At 66.8% G+C, this 15823-nt stretch carries 13 protein-coding genes; 4 read left to right on the forward strand and 9 right to left on the reverse strand.

The genetic code is table 11. The features are described 5' to 3' along the window. The first annotated feature begins 80 nt into the window (after positions 1 to 80). Positions 81 to 1721: an NAD(P)/FAD-dependent oxidoreductase gene (locus FMM79_RS15950; protein WP_148628444.1), complete on the forward strand. Its 1641-nt coding sequence runs from the start codon at positions 81 to 83 to the stop codon at positions 1719 to 1721. After that, entirely contained in the window at positions 1718 to 2893 is a 1176-nt protein-coding gene (locus FMM79_RS15955) for an NAD(P)/FAD-dependent oxidoreductase (protein WP_148628445.1), read from the forward strand. The genes FMM79_RS15950 and FMM79_RS15955 overlap by 4 nt, the downstream gene beginning before the upstream one ends. Before the next feature lie 6 nt (positions 2894 to 2899). Here the strand turns inward: FMM79_RS15955 and msrA are convergent, their stop codons facing one another. The 5 genes from msrA to FMM79_RS15980 all read right to left on the reverse strand — a co-directional run bounded on the left by msrA (position 2900) and on the right by FMM79_RS15980 (position 9854). Continuing rightward, entirely contained in the window at positions 2900 to 3547 is a 648-nt protein-coding gene (gene msrA / locus FMM79_RS15960) for a peptide-methionine (S)-S-oxide reductase MsrA (protein WP_148628480.1), read from the reverse strand. 178 nt (positions 3548 to 3725) lie between these two features. Continuing rightward, positions 3726 to 5510, reverse strand: coding sequence for a hypothetical protein (locus FMM79_RS15965; RefSeq protein ID WP_148628446.1), 1785 nt, complete (start codon positions 5508 to 5510; stop codon positions 3726 to 3728). Beyond that, on the reverse strand, positions 5507 to 7219 hold the full coding sequence (locus FMM79_RS15970) for an Hsp70 family protein (protein WP_148628447.1): 1713 nt from the start codon (positions 7217 to 7219) through the stop codon (positions 5507 to 5509). The genes FMM79_RS15965 and FMM79_RS15970 overlap by 4 nt, the downstream gene beginning before the upstream one ends. A 220-nt stretch (positions 7220 to 7439) precedes the next feature. Beyond that, the gene (locus FMM79_RS15975) at positions 7440 to 8507 is read right to left on the reverse strand and encodes a LacI family DNA-binding transcriptional regulator (protein ID WP_148628481.1); all 1068 of its coding nucleotides are present in this window, start codon (positions 8505 to 8507) and stop codon (positions 7440 to 7442) included. Between the two features lie 48 nt (positions 8508 to 8555). After that, positions 8556 to 9854, reverse strand: coding sequence for an MFS transporter (locus FMM79_RS15980; protein ID WP_240339249.1), 1299 nt, complete (start codon positions 9852 to 9854; stop codon positions 8556 to 8558). 264 nt (positions 9855 to 10118) lie between these two features. Here FMM79_RS15980 and FMM79_RS15985 point away from each other — a divergent pair, with 264 nt between their 5' ends. After that, on the forward strand, positions 10119 to 11024 hold the full coding sequence (locus FMM79_RS15985) for an ROK family protein (protein ID WP_148628449.1): 906 nt from the start codon (positions 10119 to 10121) through the stop codon (positions 11022 to 11024). 15 nt (positions 11025 to 11039) lie between these two features. Here the strand turns inward: FMM79_RS15985 and FMM79_RS15990 are convergent, their stop codons facing one another. From FMM79_RS15990 to accD, 4 genes are read right to left on the reverse strand one after another with little or no spacing between them, the layout of a single operon-like run. Next, positions 11040 to 11990, reverse strand: coding sequence for an acetyl-CoA carboxylase carboxyltransferase subunit alpha (locus FMM79_RS15990; protein ID WP_148628482.1), 951 nt, complete (start codon positions 11988 to 11990; stop codon positions 11040 to 11042). A 20-nt stretch (positions 11991 to 12010) separates the two neighbouring features. Next, positions 12011 to 13360, reverse strand: coding sequence for an acetyl-CoA carboxylase biotin carboxylase subunit (accC, locus tag FMM79_RS15995; protein WP_148628450.1), 1350 nt, complete (start codon positions 13358 to 13360; stop codon positions 12011 to 12013). A gap of 14 nt (positions 13361 to 13374) precedes the next feature. Continuing rightward, the gene (gene accB, locus FMM79_RS16000; protein WP_148628451.1) at positions 13375 to 13833 is read right to left on the reverse strand and encodes an acetyl-CoA carboxylase biotin carboxyl carrier protein; all 459 of its coding nucleotides are present in this window, start codon (positions 13831 to 13833) and stop codon (positions 13375 to 13377) included. Continuing rightward, positions 13830 to 14678, reverse strand: coding sequence for an acetyl-CoA carboxylase, carboxyltransferase subunit beta (gene accD, locus FMM79_RS16005; RefSeq protein WP_148628452.1), 849 nt, complete (start codon positions 14676 to 14678; stop codon positions 13830 to 13832). Before accD ends, accB begins: the two co-directional genes overlap by 4 nt. 276 nt (positions 14679 to 14954) lie before the next feature. On the opposite strand from accD, the gene fdhD reads away from it, so the two are divergent. Next, on the forward strand, positions 14955 to 15794 hold the full coding sequence (gene fdhD / locus FMM79_RS16010; protein ID WP_148628453.1) for a formate dehydrogenase accessory sulfurtransferase FdhD: 840 nt from the start codon (positions 14955 to 14957) through the stop codon (positions 15792 to 15794). Positions 15795 to 15823 lie beyond the last annotated feature (29 nt).

The following is a 15823-nucleotide window of genomic DNA, read 5'->3' on the forward strand; positions in this document are numbered from 1 at the left end:
GAGGCCGGTCGGTGTTCCCGGGCCGGTACATAGGCAATCTTGCGATGGCACCGGCGCGCAAAGGCGTCTATGGCGCGGCCATGATCCGACTTTCCGACCTTGCCCTGCCGCTCGACCATGCGAGCGGGGACCTCGAGGCAGCTGTCATCGCGCGCCTTGGCCTGGCTGCGAGCGAACTCCAGCGCCTCGCCATCGCGCGGCGCGGCAACGACGCGCGCCGCAAGAACGCCATCAAGCTCATCTACACCCTCGACCTGCAACTGGCCGACGAGGCCGCGATCCTCGAGCGCTTTGCCGACGACCCGCATGTGCGCAGGACGCCCGACACCAGCTACAGGTTCGTAACCAGGGCCCCGACTGACTATTCGGGCCCCCGCCCGGTTGTGATCGGGGCGGGCCCATGCGGTCTGCTGGCAGGGCTCATACTCGCGCAGATGGGTTTCAAGCCGATCATCGTCGAGCGCGGCAAGGCCGTGCGCGAGCGCACCAAGGACACCTGGGGGCTGTGGCGCAAGTCCGTCCTCGATCCCGAAAGCAACGTCCAGTACGGCGAAGGCGGCGCGGGCACCTTCTCGGACGGCAAGCTCTATTCGCGCATCAAGGATTCGCGGCATCTGGGTCGCAAGGTGCTGACCGAGTTCGTGAAGGCGGGCGCGCCTGAGGACATCCTCACCGAGGCCCACCCCCATATCGGCACCTTCCGCCTCGTCACCATGGTGATGTCGATGCGCGAGACAATCGAGAAGCTGGGCGGCGAATACCGCTTCAGCACGCGGGTCGACGATTTCGAACTGGAGACACGAGAGGACGGTGTCCAGAAGGTTACCGGCCTGCATCTGTCCACGGGCGAGTTCCTGCCCGCCAGCCACGTGATCCTGGCGGTCGGCCACTCCGCGCGCGATACCTTCGAGGTGCTCCACAAGGCGGGCGTTCACGTCGAGGCCAAGCCCTTTGCGATCGGCGTGCGCATCGAGCATCCACAAGGCTGGATAGATACTGCGCGCTATGGGCCCAACGCGGGCAACAAGATCCTGGGCGCGGCGGCCTATGCGCTCTCGCACAAGTGCTCGAACGGGCGGACGGTCTACTCGTTCTGCATGTGTCCAGGGGGGCGCGTGGTGGCCGCGACCTCGGAAGAGGGGCGCGTGGTTACCAACGGTATGAGCCAGTACTCGCGCGCGGAGCTCAACGCCAATTCGGGCCTCGTCGTCGACATCAGCCCCGAGCGGGACTTTCCTGGCGACGTCCTGGCGGGCGTGGCGCTCCAGCGGCGCCTCGAAGAACTGGCGTTCAAGGCGGGGGGCTCGAACTACAAGGCGCCGGGCCAGAAGCTGGGCGACTTCCTCGACGGAAAGCCGTCGAGCGAATTTGGTGTTGTCACACCCAGCTACCAGCCGGGCGTCCACCTGACCGACCTTGCCGAGTGCCTTCCCGATTTTGTGATCGAGGCGATCCGCGAGGCGCTGCCTGTCTTCGGACGCCAGGTACCTGGCTACGACCATCGCGATGTCGTCCTGACCGGGGTCGAGACTCGCACCTCCTCGCCCGTGCGCATTACGCGTGGCCGTGACTTCAACAGCCTCAACACCCGCGGGCTCTACCCGGCAGGTGAGGGCGCGGGCTATGCAGGCGGCATCCTCTCGGCCGCGGTCGATGGTATCCGTGTCGCCGAGGCGCTGGCGCTCGACCTTGTCGGGGCGGCGGAGACGGCCAGCTCGTGAGCGATACCTATGATGCGATAATCCTGGGGGCTGGCGCGGCGGGTCTCTTCTGCGCGCGCGTGGCCGGCTTGCGCGGGCGGCGCGTGCTTGTGCTCGACCATGCCGAGAAGCCGGGCAAGAAGATCCTGATCTCGGGTGGCGGGCGCTGCAACTTTACCAATATCGACACGCTTCCAGAGCGTTACCTCTCGAACAACAGGCACTTTGCGAAATCGGCACTGAGCCGCTTCACTCCGCGCGATTTCCTCGATCTGGTCGACGCGCACGGGATTGCCTGGCACGAGAAAACGTTGGGCCAGCTGTTCTGCGATGGCAGCGCGAAGCAGATCGTCGAGATGTTGCTGGAGGAATGCGCCCAGGGCGATGTCACGGTTCACTGCGGTGATGCCGTTGCCAGCGTCGAGCGCGACGATGAGGGCTACACGGTGCGATATGGCGCGGCTCAGGCGAAGGCCCCTTCGCTGGTGATCGCGACGGGCGGCCCCTCGATTCCCAAGATGGGAGCGACGGGATTCGCTTATGATCTGGCGCGCCGGTTCGGCCTCAAGGTGGTCCAGCCGCGTCCCGCGCTGGTGCCGCTGACGCTTCCGGCCGACGAGGCGCTCTTCCGCGAGCTTTCGGGCGTTGCGACCGAGGTCGTCGTGACGTGCGGCAAGACCGCCTTTCGCGAGGCCGCCCTGTTTACGCACCGGGGGCTTTCGGGGCCGGCTATCCTCCAGATTTCAACCTACTGGCAGCGCGGGGACACGGTCCACATCAACTTCATGCCGGGACAGGAGAGCGGTTGGCTCAAGGCCGCCAAGCGCGCACGGCCCAAGGTCGCCTTGCGCAAGGTGCTGGCCGAGGCGCTGCCCGACCGCCTGGCCCAGGCATTGGCCGAGCGGCTGGCGCTGACGGGCGATCTGGGGAATTTGTCGGACAAAATGCTGGACGGGGCCGAAGCTCAGCTGGCGCGCTGGCCCTTTGTGCCCGACGGATCGGAAGGCTTTGCCAAGGCGGAAGTGACCGTGGGCGGAATCGACACCGCCGGGCTTTCGTCCAAGACGATGGAGGCGCGCAAGGTGCCCGGGCTCTACGCCATCGGCGAGGCGGTCGATGTCACCGGATGGCTGGGAGGCTACAACTTCCAGTGGGCCTGGGCGAGCGGCTTTGCTGCCGGTGAGGCGATCTGAGCCGGTTCAGCGTGTGTAGAGCGCCGGAAATTCACGTTTGAGCCTGGCTACCTTGGGCTTGTCCCAGCGCACGATATAGGCGTTGCGCGGGTTCTTGCGGGCAAAATCCTGATGCACGTCCTCGGCCTTGTAGAAGGCCCCCTGTTCCAGCTTCGTGGCGATCTTGCGCCCGAACGTGCCCGCGCTGTCGAGCTGGGCGATGTAGCTGCGCGCCATCTGCCGCTGGAGCGGGGTCTGGGGAAAGATCGCCGAGCGATAACTGCTCCCGACATCAGGTGTCTGGCGGTTGAGCTGCGTAGGGTCATGAGCGACGGCAAAGAATACGTGGAGCAGCTGGCCATATCGAACCTCCTCGGGATCGTAGACGATGCGCACGGCTTCGGCATGACCGGTCCTCTCGCTGGCGACGCGCCGGTAATTTGCATCCGCGCGGGTGCCCCCCGCATAGCCCGAGGTGACCGTGCGCACGCCTTTTACATGTTCGAACACGGCTTCCACGCCCCAGAAGCAGCCGCCGGCAAAGACCGCCGTCTGGAGGCCACTGGGGACCGGGCCTGCCTCACGCGGTGGGGGCGGCAGGTCCTGCGCGGTGGCGCTTGAGCGAAAGGTGAAAACGGCCGCTCCTGCAAGTGCGAGTAGGCAGGTCGCGGGCAGTGCGAGCGAGAGCGCATAGGGGCGGGCCTCGCGGGAAGGCTCTCGTTCCGGCGGTCTCGGCGATGGTGTCACGTCCACTCTCCCGCTTGCGGCCGCGTGCAGCGGCTGTGGGGAGGGAACGTGGAAATGGCCCGGTGCGTTCCCGAAGAGGCGTGCCGACAGGCGTTTCAGCGCCGGATCAGAGCGCGCGCAGGATCGCCTCGCGGGTGGCGGGCGCACCGTCCCAGTTCAGTGCCGCCGCCAGGAGCGCAATCGCGACGTCGCATCGGGCCGTATCCTCGCCCACGTTCTGAAGGGCCTCGCGCACGGCGGCATCGGAAAGGCCGGTGCGCGCGATGATCGCGTCGATGAGGGCGCTTGGAATGGGAACCGAGGTATCCTCCTCGCCCGGGTTCTCAGCCGGGAACGGGAAACTGGCAAGGCGCGCGGCAGCGGCCCGTTCGCGCACGCGCAGCGGCTCGGAATAGGACGATGCCTGTTCGGGCATTTGCCCGTCATGGAGCAGGGCGAGGCAGGTGGCAGGGGCCATTTCGCGGGCGGCGCGCAACTGGTCGAGGCGCAGGCGCATGGCGACCTCGCGGGCCTCTCCGGTGAGGGTGTGGCCCTTGGCGTGTGTTGCCGCGCGTACGAGGTTGACGGCCGCGCGGGTGGCCGCCTCGGCGCCGCCCCCGCTGTCCAGGCTGGCGCGCACTTGCGCGACAATGCGCCGGGCCAGTTCGGCGTCGCGGTTCCACAGCCAGGTCAAGTCATGGCCCCGTCCCAGGCTCTCGGCAACTGCGGTTTCGACGTATTCGCCAAAGAGCGTGGGCCCCGGACCGTCCTCGGCAAGCTCGATCCGGGTGCCATCGGGCAGCTCGTAGCCGGGGGACCCGAAGGGCCAGGACAGGCCCAGCAGGTTGGTAAGAAGCGCGAGCCAGCACAGGCCCAGGACCACGCGCGGCCAGATTACCGGACGGTTCCACGAAGCGATCCGGCGCGGGTCGAGATCGTCTTCCAGGTGCGCGAAATTAGCGCGCAGGCCCGAGAGTACGAACTGCACGTCATCGCGCGATGCGCGCAGCCAGCGGAAGGGGCCAGCGGGTCCCTTGCGGTTCAGCTCGCGCCAGGCGGCGTGGTAGCGGTGCCCGGGGTCTTCCACGCGCGCCCGGAACCGCGCACCGCGAAGGCGCGCGCCGATGAAGCGCACGGCGGGGCGCGCATCGAAACGGTGCCACTCCTCGTGCCAGCCGAACGCCTGGGTTGCCGTTTCGAGCAGCGGAGCCGAGCGCGGCCAATGGGTGGCGAGAAGGCCCGCCAGCCAGTTTTCGATCTGTTCCTGCCGGTCGATCCCTTCCGAACGGGCTTCGCCGATCGCGGCCTGCAGCGCACGCAGCGCGACGATGCGTTCGGCATCGGTCAGTACGGGGTCATCGCTTTCGGCCAACACCGCCTCAAGCCGCTCGCAGGCACTCTGTCCCGGGATCAGACCAAGAGCGGCCTCGATCTCGCCGTAACCGGAAAGGGTGGGGGCAGCGAGGCTCTGGTGCGGGCCAAGTTCCAGCGTGGCGGCAATCGGCGTATCGGTGGGGGCATCGGGAAAGATCGTCTCGAAGCAGGGGCGACCCTGATCAGGCTCGGGGACCTGCGGCGCACTGCGGACAGAGCCTTCCCCCAGCGGGCGCAGCAGGCGCGGGGCCGCCAGCGGCCAGAACCCGGAGCTGGGCGGGGAGGCGGCCTCGTCCTCGGATACGCGGTTCACACCGCCTTCGGGAATGTCGCGAAAGACCGGCGGCGAAACGGCGTCCACCGGCGCCTCCTTGGCCAGTGCCAGCGCGTGGTCACGCGCGCTGCGAAGCTGCGCGTAGCCCTCGACCTCTGCGTCGATGTCCATGGCTTTTACGGAGGCGGCATAGGCCTTGCGGATCGCCTTGCGATCGCTGGTCGGGGCGATGCCCAGCACCGACCAGGGGAAGGTCTCGCTCATAACGGGGCACTGCCCTCGATGGCGTCGAGCTGCGCGCTGAGGCGGTCCCTCGCCTCGGCGATGAGGCGGGGTTCCTGGGTGTCGAGGATGCCGGTGAACCGCGTGATCGCGCGGCCCAGGTTCTGGCGGACCGGCCCGATATGGTCTTCGTAGCAGCGCTCGGCGCGCGCGAGCAGCGCCATGTTGGCCGCGTCCTCGCGGGGGTGGAACTTTAGCGCGGCCAGTGCCTCGCGCCGGGCGGCCAGGCTCTCGGGACCCTCCCGGTCTTCCTCATCCAGGATGACGAGATTGTGGCGGCTGTCGTCGAGTGGGATGTGCAGGTCCACTTCGAGAAGACCTGAACTGTCGTAGGAAAAGCGCACGTCGACATCGACTTCGCCTGCCGGGCGCGCGGGCACGGGAATGCGGATTTCGCCCAGGCGAATGTTGCGGGCGACTTCGCGCGCCTCGCCTTGGTAGATGCCGAACTCGATCTGCTTCTGCCCGTCCGACAGCGTGGAGTAGGACTGCACGCGGCTGACCGGGACGGGCGTGTTGCGCTCGATGATGGGGGAGAACAGGCCTTTCTGGAGCCCGCCGCTGGGGGTGGGCTCGGCCACTTCGACCCCCAGCGTGTAGGGACACACATCGGTAATGCGCACCTCGTCAAGCGCGGCATCGCGTGCGGCCAGGCCCGCCTGGATCGCCGCGCCAAGCGCCACCGCGTGGTCGGGGTGGACCGTGGCGTTGGGGAAACGCCCAAAGAGGCGGGTGATCGCCTTGCGCACGGCGGGCATGCGGGTCGCCCCGCCCACCAGAACGATCTCGGAAAGGTCTTGTGCGGCGATGTCGCTATCACGAAGCGCACGTACGATGGGATCGCGCAGCCGGTCGAGGAGCGGGGCGCAGGCCGTTTCGAACTCGTCCTGCCCGATGGTGAGGGAGAGCTGCGTTTCGGCATCGAGGGTGACAGTAAAATCGGCCTCGGCGGCGCTGGAGAGTGCTTTGCGGCAGCGCTCGGCGGCGCGGGCGAGAAGCGCCTCGCGCCGTGTCTCGGCGATGGCGGCGAGGCGCCCGTCGGGATCGAGGCGCGGGGCGGCGAGCGCGATCAGCGCGCGGTCGAAGTCATCGCCGCCCAAGCGGTTGTCGCCCGCCGAGGCGCGCACTTCCACGATGCCTTCGTACATCTCGACAATGGAGACATCGAAAGTGCCCCCGCCCAGGTCGAAGACGAGAAAAGGCTCGCGGTCGCCCTTGTCCTGGAGGCCGAAGGCGAGCGCGGCCGCGGTCGGCTCGTTGATCAGGCGGCGCACGGTGAGCCCGGCCAGCTCGCCCGCCTGGCGCGTGGCCTTGCGCTGGCGATCATTGAAGTAGGCCGGGACGGTAATGACTGCCTCGGTGGGGCGGGTGCCGGTCTCGGCGGCGATATCTTCAACGAGCGCGCGCAGGACCAGCGCGGAGAGATCCTCGGCCCGAAATTCGCGGCCGGCAAGGTGGAACAGGGTGTTCGTGCCCATGGCGCGCTTGAAGCTGGTGGCGGTGTCGGCGGGGTGAGCCGCGCGGCGGTCGCGCGCAGGCGTACCGACCCAGGTCGCACCGGCAGCCTCACAGCTTACCGCGGACGGGGTCAGGAGCGCGCCATCGGCGCCCGCCGGGATCAGCCGGGCGGCCCCCTTCTGCCAGATCGCCGCCGCGCTGTTGGTCGTCCCGAGGTCAATCCCGATCAGCATGCGACGTCGAACATGGGTCTTGGCAATTCCTGCTCATGGGGTCCGTGCGCCGTCGAGCCCAACCGGGGCGGCGCCTGCTCGGCGCTGTCTAGCGTGGGGCGCCCGGCACCGGAAGGCATGGTCTGCCCTTGTGAGCGAGATTACCGCGAAGCGATGCCGGGAAGACACGCCCAAATCGGAGCAGGGCCAGAAAAGGGCGCGTCGAGACTTACTTTACAAACTAACGAGTAGAATCCCGGAAGATAAGCGTGGGGGCCATGACCTCGCTTGGCGCGAGTTGACCCGCGATCCGTGCCTTGAGCTTCTCGACCATCAGGTGCGCGCCCCTCTGGATCTCCTGGCGCAGGGTGGAAAGCGGCGGGAAGGTCTGCGCGGCGAGCGGGAGGTCATCGAAGCCGATCACCTGCACGTCAGCGGGAACCTGGTGTCCGTTCTCGAACAGGACGCGCAGGGCCGACATCGCAATGAGGTCCGAGGCGGCCACGATGCCGTCGAACTCGATACCGCTACCATAACCGAGCGCGGAAGAGACCTCTTCGAAGACCTGCTCGTGGGCCATGTGGACGGGAAGGTGGGTGACGGTGAGGCCAGCTTCGCGCGCAGCGGCGAGCGTGCCCTCGAAGCGCTTGGCGATCTCGATGCCGACCGTGCTGCCCAGGAACGCCAGGCGACGGGCGCCGCTCTTGATCAGGTGCTCGGCGGCGAGGCGTCCCCCCTCGAAGTTGTCGCTGCCCACCGAGCAGTGGGTCTGTCCTTCGCGGTGATGGCCCCAGACGACCATGGCCGGGTAGTGGCGGGCCACCCGTTCGATCGTCTCGAACTGGTTGGACTGGCCGATCACGATGACCCCGTCGACCATGCCCGAACCAGTCATGCGCTCCAGCCAGTCGCTCGTCTGGTCGGGAATCGCGCGGCTGAGCATGAGGTCGTAGCCGCTCTCGGTAAGTTCGTCCGCAAGGGCGCCGAGCAGCGTTAGGAAGAAGGGGTCGGAAATATGCTGGCGCTTGTCATGCCCGAGGGGAATGACCACCCCGACGACGCCCGTGCGACGCGAGCGCAGCTTGCTGGCCATCTGGTTGGGGCGGAAACCGTGCTTGCGGGCAAGCGCTTGGATCCGCTCGCGGGTCTCGGCATTGACCAGCGCCTTACCGGCCAGCGCCCGTGACACCGTGCCCGCCGAAACGCCCGCCAGGCGAGCGAGATCGGCAAGAGTGCGCACTTCGATCTCTTCGGTGAGGGCGAGTTCGGAAGAATCCGCCTCAGCCTCGTTCCTCAATTTTTCCACCATCGTGGGCATTTGTAGCACCCTATTGGTCAATCGGATAGACATGCGACGCTATTTCTTGCGATTCTGTCGCAAAAAGGCAGAAACGCTGGCATTTCCTGACAGAAAAATGGCTAAGCCTCCGGCCATCATGATGAATCCCGCCATTACAATCGCTTGCGATGGGTCGCTCCCAAGCAGGTGGCGGTAAAGCAGGGGCATGGTCACGGTCTCGGCGATCATGGGGAGCACGATGAAAAGGTTGAACAGGCCCATGTAGATGCCGATCCGGTGCGCTGGCAGGCAGCGCGCGAGAAGGGCGTGGTTGTTGCCCATGAGGGCGGCCCAGCCAATCCCGATGCCGACCATGGCCAGCGCCAGCGAGGTCGGCGATCGGGCCTCGGCAAGAAGGAGCATCGAGAGGCCGCTCAGGGCAAGACAGGTCGCATGGACCGTGCGGATCGGCCAGCGTCGCAGGAGCGGGATCAGGGCGAGCGCGGCGACAAAGGCAATGGCGTTGTAGAGCGTACCCAATTGCTGGGTGAGCAGGATCGCTTCGCGGTAGGCGTCGGACGCCGGGTCGCGGGTGCCCATGAGGTGGCGCGCGATGGCATCGAGCCAGAACTGCCAGTATACGAACATCGCGTACCACTGGCACAGCATGGGGAGCGCCAGGCGGCGCATGGGCGCGGGCATGGTGCGCAGCGCAGTCCAGATTTCCGCAAGGAGCGGGCGTCGGGGCAGGCGGACCAGCGCCTCACGTTCGCTGGGGGAGAGGCTGGGTTCGGGAACGCGCAGCAGCGAGTAGAGGATCGTGGAGAGCGTTATCACCGCGCCTGCGCCAAAGGCGATGCGCACGGTCAGCGGTATGCCGTTAGCATCGACAAGCCGGTGGTCGATGAGCGCGGCGAGCGCCCAGGGCAGGAGGTAGGCCAGCGTCTGCGCGGCACCGGTAAAGGCGCTCTGGACGAGGAAGCCGCGCGGCAACTGGTCGGGCGGCAGGCGGTCGGCAACGGTCGCGCGGTAGGGTTCGAGCGCCAGGTTGTTGGCCGTATCGAGCACCCAGAGTAGGGCGACCGCGACCCAGAGTGCGGGGGCCAGGGGCATGGCGAGCAGGCTGGCCGCGGCGAGCACGCTGCCCGCTGCCAGAAAAGGCGTGCGCCGCCCGAAGCGCGACGTGGTCCGGTCGCTAAGCGCGCCGACGAGAGGCTGGACGAGCATTCCGGTCACGGGGCCCGCGATCCACAGGAGCGGGAGTTCGCTTTCCTCGGCGCCGAGGCTGCGGAAGATGGGCGAGGTGTTGGCGACCAGCAGGCCAAAACTCAGTTGCAGGCCGAAGAAGCCCAGGTTCAGTTCGACAATCCGCGCCAATGACAGGCGGCTCTTTCCCCTCGGCTCCATCACCGCTTTGCCAACCGCGCTGTCTTGCGGCCTCAGGGGCCTTTGCAACCATTTGCCCGGCCTGTGTGGTGGCCATGCCCGCATTTTTGCTTCCCCTTGCGGCCTGTGCGATGGCTACAATCGTTATTGCCTACCAAGGTCTGGTGCGGACGGGTCTCCGTAGACCTACGTGTTCGGCTCCGATTACGAGCCAACTTGGGCGCTTGGTGGAACGGTTCGGGAAGGAAGAGGCGCGTGCACAGGTTGGCGGGAATCGAGTTGGGTGGGACCAAGACGGTCGTCGTGCTCGGGCAGGCGGGACGAATCGACGAGCGCGTCGAATTCGCGACCCGCCAGCCACAAACAACTCTGGAGGAGGCGCTTGAGGTTCTGTCCGGTTGGCAGGACACGCAGGCACTCGATGCCGTCGGGATTGCGAGCTTCGGCCCGATCCGTCTCGATCCGGGGGCCACCGATTTCGGACGCATGCTGGCAACGCCCAAGCCGGGGTGGAGCGGCGCGGATGTGCGCGCCCTCTTTGCGAAGGAGCTGGGCTGCCCGGTCGGGCTCGACACCGACGTGAACGGCGCGGCGCTCGGCGAATACCGGCATGGGGCGGGGCTGGGCTGTACCAGCCTAGTCTATGTCACCATCGGCACGGGTATCGGGGGCGGGGTGCTGGTCGAAGGCCATCCGGTCCATGGCAGCCTGCACCCGGAACTGGGGCATCTGCGCCTGCGCCGGGCGCGTGGGGACAATTTTGCGGGGGCTTGCCGCTTCCATGGGGACTGCGTGGAGGGATTGTTGAGTGGGCCTGCGCTCGCCGCGCGCCTGGGGTGCCATCCGGGCGAGGTGCCTGCCCACGATCCGCGCTGGGAGGTGACCGCGCAGGATCTCGCCGAACTGCTCGTCCATCTGCTGCTGGCATTGGCGCCGCAGCGGATCATCGTGGGGGGAGGTGTGATCCATCGCCAGCGGCATCTGCTGGCGCGCGCGATAGATCACGTGCCGCATCTGCTGGGTGGCTATCTGGAGGATGCAACGCCCGCCGTTCTCGCACAGCGGATCGTTCTACCGAGGCTGGGGGACGATGCGGGGCCGACAGGAGCCCTTGAAATCGCGGCCCGGGCGCTGGCGCAGCGGCCCGGGCACGCGGCTTAGGTCAGGTCTGGCTATTTAGAGCGAGCCGATGGCGAGGAAACGTTCCTCGCGCTGGCGCACGAGCGCCTCGGCGTCGAGCTTGGACAGCTTGGCGAGTTCCTTCTCGATCGCGGCGGCGAGCGCCTTGGCGGTCTGGGCCGGATCGCGGTGCGCGCCGCCCAGGGGTTCCTCGACGATGCCGTCGATGACCTCTAATTCCAGAAGGTCCTGCGCCGTCACCTTCATCGCGGTGGCCGCGTCGGCCGCCTTTTCGGGTGTGCGCCACAGGATTGAGGAGGCACCTTCGGGCGAAATTACCGAGTAAACCGAATGCTCGAGCATGAGCACCTTGTTGGCCGCGGCAATGGCCACCGCGCCGCCCGAACCGCCTTCGCCGACGATGGCCGCGACCATCGGCACACCCAGGGCAAGGCAGGCCTCGGTCGAGCGGGCGATGGCTTCGGCCTGGCCGCGTTCCTCGGCCTCGATGCCGGGAAAGGCGCCGGCGGTGTCGACAAGCGTGACGACCGGCAGACCGAACTTTGAGGCCATCTCCATCAGGCGGATCGCCTTGCGGTAGCCTTCGGGCTTGGCCATGCCGAAGTTGTGCTTGACGCGGCTGGCCGTGTCGTGGCCCTTTTCGTGGCCGATAAGCATCACGCGCTGGCCATTGAGGCGGGCAAAGCCGCCCAGGATCGCGCAATCCTCACCATAGAGGCGGTCCCCGCCCAGCGGCACGAAGTCGGTGAAGGCCATCTCCACGTAGTCGACGAAGTGCGGGCGTAGCGGGTGACGCGCGACCTGCGTCTTCTGCCAGGGCGTCAGCTTGCCATAAGTGGAGGAGAGCATGGCCTCGCTCTTGGCGGCAAGCTTGGCGATCTCGGCTTCGATGTCGATGTCGCTGCTGCCGTCCTGGGTCGCGCGCAACTCGGCCACGCGCGTGTCCAGTTCGGCAATCGGCTTTTCGAAGTCCAGGTAGGATTTCATCGGTTTGGTCATGCTTTCGCTTAGCCGGCGCGCTTGGCCAGCCACTCCTCGAGCCACTTGATGGTGTATTCGCCCGCGTTGAACCCGGGGTCCTCCACCAGAGCCTGGTGCAGCGGGATCGAGGTCTTGGGGCCTTCGATCACCATTTCGCCCAGCGCGCGCTTGAGGCGCATGATGGCGCCCGCGCGGCTGCGACCCGAGACGATCAGCTTGCCGATCATCGAATCGTAGTAGGGCGGGATCGAGTAGCCGGCGTAGAGCCCGCTATCGACGCGCACGTTCATGCCGCCTGCGGCGTGGTAGTTCGAGACCTTGCCGGGCGAGGGCGTGAAGTTCCAGGGGTCTTCCGCGTTGATGCGGCACTCGATGGCGTGCCCCTTGAACTCGATCGCGTCCTGCGTGAACGAGAGCGGCTGGCCGTCGGCGATGCGGATCTGCTCGCGCACCAGGTCAACGCCGGTGATGGCTTCCGTCACGGGGTGTTCCACCTGGAGACGGGTGTTCATCTCGATGAAGTAGAACTCGCCCTTTTCCCAGAGGAACTCGATTGTGCCCGCACCGCGGTAGCCCATGTCGGCCATCGCCTTCGAGACGATACCGCCCATGCGGTCGCGCTCCTGGGGGGTGATGACGGGCGAGGGGGCTTCCTCGAGCACCTTCTGGTGGCGGCGCTGGAGCGAGCAGTCGCGCTCGCCCAGGTGGACCGCATTGCCTTCGCCGTCGCCGAACACCTGGAACTCGATGTGGCGCGGGTTGCCGAGGTACTTTTCCATGTACACGGTGGCATCGCCGAAGGCGGCTGCGGCTTCCGAACGGGCCTGGCCCATCTGGCTCTGCAGTTCCTCGGCCGAATTGACGACTTTCATGCCGCGGCCACCGCCGCCCGATGCGGCCTTGATGATGACCGGATAGCCGATCTCCTCGGCCAGCTTGCGCGCCTCGTCGAAGTCCTCGATCGCGCCGTCCGAGCCGGGCACCAGCGGCAGGCCGAGGGCCCCCGCGGTGCGCTTGGCCTCGACCTTGTCGCCCATCGTGCGTATGTGCTCGGGCTTGGGGCCTACCCACTTGATGCCGTGGCTTTCCACGATCTCGGCGAAGCGGGCGTTTTCCGAAAGGAACCCGTAGCCGGGGTGGATCGCGTCGGCATCGGTGATCTCGGCGGCCGAGATGATCGCGGCGACGTTCAGGTAGCTGTCCTTGGCGGCCGGCGGACCGATGCACACGGCATGGTCGGCAAGGCGGACATGCATGGCATCGGCATCGGCGGTGGAGTGCACCGCGACGGTCTCGATGCCCATTTCCTGGGCGGCGCGGTGGATGCGAAGCGCAATTTCGCCGCGGTTGGCAATCAGGAGGCGTTTAATGGCCATGGAAACGCTCTACCTCAGCCGATCACCACGAGCGGCTGGTCGAATTCGACCGGCTGCTGGTTGTCGACGAGGATCGCCTTGATCGTGCCCGACTTGGGCGCGGTGATCTGGTTCATAACCTTCATCGCCTCGACGATGAGGAGAACGTCGCCTTCCTTGACCGACTGGCCGACCGCGATGAAGGGCGCGGCGCCCGGCTCGGCCGACATGTAGGCGGTACCGACCATCGGCGACTTGACCGCATCGACGGGGGCTTCGGGCGCCGGTGCGGGCGCGGCGGCCACGGCCGGCGCGGCAGCTGAGGCGGGCGCCTCGGTGGGATAGCCCACCGGGGGGAGCGTCGCGCTCATCTGCTGGATCATCTGGCGGCTGACGCGGATCTTGCGTTCACCGTCCTCCACCTCGATTTCCGAGAGGCCGGTTTCCGCAAGGAGCTCGGCGAGCTCGCGGACAAGGGCGCTGTCGATATTCACTGGGCTTCCTTTCGTTCAAGGTATCCGAGGAGCTGTGCCAGCGTGCCTTTGAGGTTCTTGCGGTGCACCACCATGTCGACCATGCCGTGGTCGTGGAGGTATTCCGCGCGCTGGAAGCCATCGGGAAGTTTTTCGCGGATCGTGTCCTGAATAACGCGCTGGCCGGCAAAGCCGATGAGGGCGCCGGGTTCGGCGATCTGGACGTCGCCGAGCATCGCATAGCTCGCGGTCACGCCGCCGGTGGTGGGGTCGGTCAGGATGACGATGTAAGGGAGGCCCGCGGCCGCAAGACGGCGCGTGGCGACCGTGGTCTTGGGCATCTGCATGAGCGAGAGGATACCCTCCTGCATGCGGGCGCCGCCCGCGGCCGTGCAGATGATGTAGGCGCATTTTTGCGCAATCGCCTTCTCGACGCCGGCGACGAAGGCTTCGCCCACGGCCATGCCCATCGAGCCGCCCATGAACTTGAAGTCCTGGACGCCGAGCACGGCCTTGTAGCCTTCGATCGTGCCGGAGGCGTTGGTCAGCGCGTCGGGATAGGGATTGGCCGCGCGCGCGGCCTTGAGGCGGTCCGAGTACTTCTTGGTGTCGCGGAAGTTCAGGGGGTTCTCTTCCACCTCGGGCGTGGGCAGCACTGTAAAGCCAGCGTCGAGGATCTGCTCGAAGCGGGTCTTGGCGGTAATGCGCCCGTGGTGCTCGCAGCGCGGGCACACCGAGAGGTTGGCCTCGAACTCCTGTGTGAAGAGCATCTCGCCGCAGCTCGGGCACTTGATCCAGAGGTTGTCGGGGGTGTCACGCTTGTTCAGGCTCGAAAGCGAATTGCGGACCTTGCTCAGCCAACTCATGTAGGGTTCAACCAATCTCTTGCGAAAAATCTCTGTCCGGTCGGGTGGGAAACGCCGCCGCGAATGCGGGTAATGCCATATCTTAATCCGCGGGGCATGCCCATCGACCCTTTATCCGGCGCGCCCGTTTAGGGTAAGTCCGCTCCGCCAAGCAAGCCAAATTGGCACGATGGGGCTCGCAGGGCGGGATTCGCCCGTGGAAAACGCGTATGCAGATTGCGATGAAACCATGCATTTCGGCCATTTTCTGATCGCTGCGGCAGGGAGCCTGCGGCCATGAGCGGAGGCGGTCCGGGCACTGTTGCGGCCCTGTTCGTGCGTGCAGATTACACACAAGGGGCGATTTCGGAGCCGGCCAGAGAGCATCTTGTGGCCATCGAATGCCCCGTTGCAATCGAGATCAACGGCATTGCCTTTGCCGTCATGATGGCCTCACCATTGGACCTTGAGGACTTCGTGACCGGGTTCCTTCTGGCGGAGGGACTGGCGCGGGCCGAACAGGTTGGCGAGATCACGCTGTCGCGCGTCGACAAGGGCGCTTGGGGGCAAGGCATGGTCGCGCGGGTCAGTCTTCCCGCCGAATGCCTCGGGCCCGTCATGGAGCGCGCTCGGCGCCGGATCGGGGACAGTTCCTGCGGTATCTGCGGGATGGATGGGATCGAGACCGCGCTGCGCCCGCTGCCCGTGCTGGAGCCCACCTTGCGCCTCTCGCGCGCCGCGGTGGGCGGGGCGCTGGAGGCGATGCGCGGACGGCAGGTGCTGGGGCAGGCCACCCGCGCGACCCATGCCGCCGCCTTCTGCACGCCCGAGGGCGAGGTACTGATCGTGCGCGAGGATGTCGGGCGCCACAACGCGCTCGACAAGCTGGTGGGGGCGCTGGCACGAGAGGGGCGTGATGCGGGCGCAGGCTTCATCGTCATGACCTCCCGCTGTTCCTATGAACTGGTCGAGAAGACCGTGCGGGCGGGCTGCGCGCTCCTCGTCACGATCTCCGCGCCGACCGATCTCGCGGTGCGCCGTGCCGCGGCAGCAGGACTGACCTTGTGCGTTGTTGCACGCGGCGATTCCATGTTGATGGCGCAGGTCGACGGCCATGGCCCCTTCATCGACGACTAGGGCGCTCAGCTATCGGTTTTTCTTGTAGA

The organism is Novosphingobium sp. BW1, from assembly GCF_008107685.1.
Taxonomy (GTDB): Bacteria; Pseudomonadota; Alphaproteobacteria; order Sphingomonadales; family Sphingomonadaceae; genus Novosphingobium.

Bases quoted from the DNA above. Each gene is read 5' to 3' on its own strand.
- FMM79_RS15990 (WP_148628482.1), bottom strand. From the start codon at position 11,990: ATGAAATCCTACCTGGACTTCGAAAAGCCGATTGCCGAACTGGACACG.
- accD (WP_148628452.1), bottom strand. From the start codon at position 14,678: ATGAGTTGGCTGAGCAAGGTCCGCAATTCGCTTTCGAGCCTGAACAAG.
- accC (WP_148628450.1), bottom strand. From the start codon at position 13,360: ATGGCCATTAAACGCCTCCTGATTGCCAACCGCGGCGAAATTGCGCTT.
- FMM79_RS15950 (WP_148628444.1), top strand. From the start codon at position 81: ATGATCCGACTTTCCGACCTTGCCCTGCCGCTCGACCATGCGAGCGGG.
- FMM79_RS15965 (WP_148628446.1), bottom strand. From the start codon at position 5,510: ATGAGCGAGACCTTCCCCTGGTCGGTGCTGGGCATCGCCCCGACCAGC.
- fdhD (WP_148628453.1), top strand. From the start codon at position 14,955: ATGAGCGGAGGCGGTCCGGGCACTGTTGCGGCCCTGTTCGTGCGTGCA.
- FMM79_RS15975 (WP_148628481.1), bottom strand. From the start codon at position 8,507: ATGGTGGAAAAATTGAGGAACGAGGCTGAGGCGGATTCTTCCGAACTC.
- FMM79_RS15970 (WP_148628447.1), bottom strand. From the start codon at position 7,219: ATGCTGATCGGGATTGACCTCGGGACGACCAACAGCGCGGCGGCGATC.